The organism is Shewanella sp. 11B5 (assembly GCF_002836795.1).
Taxonomy (GTDB): domain Bacteria; phylum Pseudomonadota; class Gammaproteobacteria; order Enterobacterales; family Shewanellaceae; genus Shewanella; species Shewanella frigidimarina.
In genome coordinates, this window is record NZ_PJAP01000534.1 from 1 (window position 1) to 5,447 (window position 5,447).

The 5,447-nt window shown below is 41.1% G+C and carries 4 protein-coding genes; 2 read left to right on the top strand and 2 right to left on the bottom strand.

All coding sequences use genetic code 11. The features are described 5' to 3' along the window. Positions 1 to 2,508: AAA domain-containing protein (locus CXF78_RS12590; protein WP_102036986.1), on the top strand; the 2,508-nt coding region annotated here is incomplete at its 5' end. Positions 2,509 to 2,621: 113 nt separating this feature from the next. Here the strand turns inward: CXF78_RS12590 and syd are convergent. Beyond that, entirely contained in the window at positions 2,622 to 3,272 is a 651-nt protein-coding gene (syd, locus tag CXF78_RS12595) for a SecY-interacting protein (protein WP_011636723.1), read from the bottom strand. Positions 3,273 to 3,326: 54 nt separating this feature from the next. On the opposite strand from syd, the gene queF reads away from it, so the two are divergent. Next, positions 3,327 to 4,184 carry an NADPH-dependent 7-cyano-7-deazaguanine reductase QueF gene (gene queF / locus CXF78_RS12600; RefSeq protein WP_102036987.1) on the top strand — a complete coding sequence of 286 codons (858 nt, stop codon included), beginning with the start codon at positions 3,327 to 3,329 and terminating at the stop codon, positions 4,182 to 4,184. A 141-nt stretch (positions 4,185 to 4,325) separates the two neighbouring features. Here the strand turns inward: queF and CXF78_RS12605 are convergent, their stop codons facing one another. Continuing rightward, positions 4,326 to 5,288 carry a LysR family transcriptional regulator gene (locus CXF78_RS12605; RefSeq protein WP_102036988.1) on the bottom strand — a complete coding sequence of 321 codons (963 nt, stop codon included), beginning with the start codon at positions 5,286 to 5,288 and terminating at the stop codon, positions 4,326 to 4,328. Between the last annotated feature and the right edge of the window lie 159 nt (positions 5,289 to 5,447).

A 5,447-nucleotide genomic window follows, 5' to 3' on the forward strand; every position in this document is an offset into this window, starting at 1 on the left:
AGGGAAAGAATACTGCTGTACGCACGATTTCTATTTGTCGGTAAAGTAACCATAAAAGGTGAGCTCAAAACGGTTGTCTCGCCGCTACTGTTTAATGAAGCCACCATTGAACAAGATAACCATAGTTTCTATTTTTCGGCCCAAGCTGAAGACACTGAAATCAATGAAGCCCTGCTGCAACAATTGCTACCAGAAGATAATGAGCTATCACAACAGCTCATTAATGAAGACGTACATTCACCGTCGTTTTGGACGTCATTCTTTAATCACAATCACATAGACATTCATTCGCTTGAATTACTGAACTATCCAAAACTTGCCGAACACCAAGACATTAAAAAAGCGTTAACCCAAAAAACACCCCGTTTGTTACCTATTTCGATGCTACTTTTTGTTGAGCGGTCTTCGAGCAGTCGTGGTGTTCTTCACGAATTAGAAAGTATCATTAACGCCAATGAACAATCGGCTCCCATTTGTAAGCTGTTTAACCAAACGTTTGAAAAACGGGCTGTAAGACTCAGAGAGCCGATACTTAAATATGACTTTTTACCGGGGTTATTATCTACGCCACAAAAGAAAGTTATTCATATCGCTGCCAATACCGATTTAGGCTGCGTGTCTGGTCCGCCAGGAACGGGCAAGAGCTACACCATAGCGGCTGTTGCTGCCGAACATATGGCGCGCGGTGAGTCGGTGCTTATTGTGGCCAATAATGACGTAGCCCTTGATGTGATTGCAGCTAAATTGGCGTGTAATTTTAACTTGGGCGAAGTGTCTATTCGAGCAGGACAAAAAGCATTTTTAAAACAATTAAAAGATTATACCGCGGACTTACTCGCAGGATACTTTAGCAATGACTTAAGCCAAAGCCCGCAAGCATGTGAAGACGAACTGAATAAGCTGCAACAATTACTGATAAAACTGGAAAAACGTTTCCTGGCGTTCAGTCGCAGGTCTATTAGCCGTGGTTTGCACCTACATAAACTTCAAGCACAACAATCAACATGGCTAAAACGGGTTTATTTGTTTTTTACCCAAGGGTCAATAAACCAATGGCATCGACAATGGGATGCGTTAAACACTATCAACAAGCACACTGTCACGCGGGAAACACTGGCAGCTGAATATCTTAACGCACTAAAAAAGAATAACTTAACCACTTTAGTTAATCAGCACCGTAAATCGCTACAGGCCTTTAACCAAGCTATTCGCAGTAGAACGTCTAGTAAACAACTCGCGTTATTTGAAAAAATAGAATACACCACATTATTTGCCGCATTTCCCATCTGGCTCGCCAGCTTAAACAGCCTACACAGAGTATTGCCGCTTAATCGCGAAATGTTTGATTTAGTGATTATTGACGAGGCAACACAGTGCAACATTAGCAGTTGCTTACCTGCGCTATACCGTGCAAAACGTGTATTGATTGTTGGCGACACTAAGCAATTAAAACATTATTCCTTTTTAGCCAGAAGCAAACAAACTCAATTGCTTGCCAAAAATAATGTGCCCGAAAACAGCCCAGGTGCCATCAGTTATCGAGATAATTCCATCTTAGATTTAGCGTTAAAAACGTTAATTAGCGCGCAAGAGTTGGCCTTTTTAGATGAACACTTTAGAAGTAAGCCTGAGCTGATTCATTTTAGTAACCAGTCTTTTTATCAATCTAAATTAAAAATCATGCAACATCGCCCCTGCACCCGTTCAGGCCATTTGCACCTTCATCGTATAGCCGGTACTCGTGACGCATCGGGCGTTAACCCACAAGAAGCACAGAGTTTATTAGCAGAGATCCAACATCAAATAACACAAGATGCCCAAACAGGCATAACTCATAGTATTGGGATTATCTCGCCTTTTAGCGCACAGGCTGAATATATCGCCACATTGATTGAGCAGAAGATCCCTCAAACAGATGTAATTAAACACAGCGTACGCGCAGCCACGCCGTTTGGGTTTCAAGGCGAAGAGCGGGACATTATGCTGATTTCGTTTGCGATTGATAACAACAGTAAACGTACGGCTGCCTATTTAAATAAAGCGGATGTGTTTAACGTCACCATTACCAGGGCACGTCAAAAGCAGTTGATATATTTGTCTATTGATGACTCGTTATTACCAGAACACAACCTGTTACGCCAATATGTTACTTCTATAACAACCTTTAATGCCAAACACAGCATGACCACCGAGATAGACACATTTCAACAAGAGATCATTGAGGTATTAGCAAGGTACAAGGTAGATACTTGGGCAGGGTATACCATTGCCGGAACCGAAATAGATCTATTGTGTCGTTACGCAGACAAATACCTTGCTGTTGATCTTATTGGTTTTCCTGGGCCTTGGGCTAACTTTTTTGAGCTAACAACCTACAAATTATTTAAACGGGCTGGCGTTGAAGTATTGCCCATAAGCTACGGATTGTGGATTGTTGATAAACAAGCGTGCATAGATAAAATCACTCAAACACTAAAGTGTGGAATCAATAATATCAGCGAAGCATAAAGGAGGATGTTACGAGGAAGATGAGTGTTTGAATACTCGTGTTTGAATGCTCGTGTTTGCATTCAATGAACGCATTGAAGCCCCCTAAAATGGCACTTCAATGCTTCATGCGGTTACTTTTTACGTAACAAATAATCCCACATGGTTTTAATCCGTTGCCAAATCCCTGGATGATCTACCGTATGAGGTAATTCCTCGACGGGTTTTGATGGCGGTTTTATCATCGGAGATAGGCTTTCTAAAAACTCGGTCAATGATTCGGCTAATTTAGTGCGCTGTTTTTCACCAGGAATTTCAATCCACACACTGCCATCGTCATTGTTTACCGTCAGCATTTCGTCGCCCTCGCCTAACACACCAATAAACCAAGTTGCTGGTTGTTTAAGCTTTTTCTTCATGATCAAATGACCAATTACATTTTGTTGCAAATTTTCAAAGTCATCTTGATTCCATGCTTGGAGTAATTCACCGTCACCAAATGATGCAGTAAACGGTAATGGCGCTGAAAAATATTGGCCATAAAATGCATGAATATCTTGGTGTAATTGAATATTTAATGCATGCTCCACGTTACTAAAGTCAGCGACATTGTCACGTTTAACAGGCTGCCAGAACACGGTATCATCAGTGTCCGCATTAAATGTACCTTGAATACATATTGAGTCTTCGCCCAAAGGATAATAGCGCGGAAATTCAGATAGCGTATCTTGATAAGATTTAAGATAATTTTTTATAAAGCAATCTAATGCAGATGAACAAGACACTTAAGCCACTCGTAGTTTATAATAAAACCATATTTTGACACGGAAACCGATTAGATGACACACAATCACGACCCTTATAGTGATGCAGCAGCATTAAAAGGCCTTACATTAGGCCAAGCAACTGCTTATCAAGCTGAGTATGACGCGTCACTGCTGCAAGGGGTTCCACGTAAACTTAACCGAGATGCTATTGAATTAAGTGGTGAACTCCCTTTTCACGGTACCGATATTTGGACCGGATATGAATTGTCTTGGCTTAATGCTAAAGGCAAGCCTGTTGTTGCCATTTTGGAAGTTCAGTTAGATATCAACAGTGTCAATTTGATTGAATCTAAATCGTTTAAACTGTACTTAAATAGTTTTAACCAAACTAAGTTTGACGGTGTCGAAGCCGTACAAGAAACCTTAAGCCGCGATTTAGCCGCTTGTGCTGAAGGCGAAGTGACCGTAAAAGTCATCGAACCTAAGCATTTTAATCTTGAACGAATTATTGATTTGCCGGGTACGTGTATTGATGACTTGGATATTGAAGTAACCGAGTACGAATTTAATCCAGACCATTTAATCGGTGGTACAGATCCTGATAAAAACGTGGCAGAAACACTGAACTCAAACTTATTGAAGTCTAATTGTTTAATCACCTCGCAACCCGATTGGGGCAGTGTGATGGTCCGTTATCAAGGCCCTAAAATTGATCGTGAAAAATTGCTGCGCTATTTAATCTCATTCCGTCAGCATAATGAGTTTCACGAACAGTGCGTTGAGCGTATTTTTGTCGACTTAAAAAAATACTGCCAGTGTACTAAGTTAACCGTTTACGCACGTTACACGCGTCGTGGTGGCTTAGACATCAATCCATACCGCAGCGACTTTGAAAACCCACCTGAATCAAATCGCTTAGCCAGACAATAATCGCGATTGATGATGTGAACGATTCATCATCGCCAATGGTTACTAGCTGAAAAACATGAAAGCCAACCTAAATCAGGTTGGCTTTTTTATTGGCAGTTTGCTGTGGCTCACAGCCTTATTTACAGCGCGCGATATAAAACCCTAAGTTGAGAGGTTATAAGCCTTTTCTATTAACTCAACGATGGTTTTCCTTAACCAAATACACGACTTGTCTAACGCATGCTTAGTTGGCCAAATGCTGTACAAATCGATTGGACGAGTTTCAAAAGGTAGTTCAAGTAACGTCAGTTTAAACAACTCAGCGTAGTTTTGGGTGAAAATATAAGGGGCAATACCAATCGCGTTAGACTTGCTGATCAACGACAGCATACTTAATAAAGATGACTGCTCACTGTATAAAGTTCGTTGTGGCAAAGGTGCGTTAGCAATAATGTCCGCCACACGCATATTGTCGCGATGAAATCGATACATAACGTGTTCGGCTGCAAAATAGTCGTCTCGACTTAGATGGTTTTTTATCACCGGATGGCTTTGGCGCACCACACAGACTATTCGTTCTTGTGCAACTTTTTGGCAACTAAACATTTTCAGTTTTGGTGGCACGATATCGATGACCAAATCCACTTTTTGCATTTGCAAATCTTGAAACTGCTCAGCCTCAAAAACAGGTGAGTTGCGTAGCACCACCCTGACAGACAAATGCGCTAATGCGTTATCTAACTGCGGTTGTAACAAATCGATAACAGCTTCATTAGCATAAATGGTAAACACCCGTTTAGAGGTACTAGGGTCGAACGCTTTAATCCCCATTAACGTTTGTTCAATGGTATCAAGCATAGGTTGTACAGTATCAAAAATATGAGTTCCGATGGCTGTTGGCTCAATACCACGACCGACACGAATAAACAATTCACATTCCAGAGCATGCTTAAGACGGTTAATCGCATTACTGACCGATGATTGCGTTAACCCTAACTGCTCTGCCGCACGAGTGATAGACGAATGCTGACACACAGTACAGAATACCCGCAATAAGTTTAAATCCAGCATGGGCAGTTTGTTATCGACTTGCTGACCTAGCTTATTGGTTATTTCATCACCCATGTTGGCTCCATCGCCCTGCTCTGTTTATTCCATGCTTTTAAACCAAGATTTCCACTTACTGGCTTTAGCGACATGACTAATACGTTATCCATGCCTTATACATTCACAACATAAATGCATTACCACCATTTAGCTATAGTTATCTTTTGATGTTTAGCC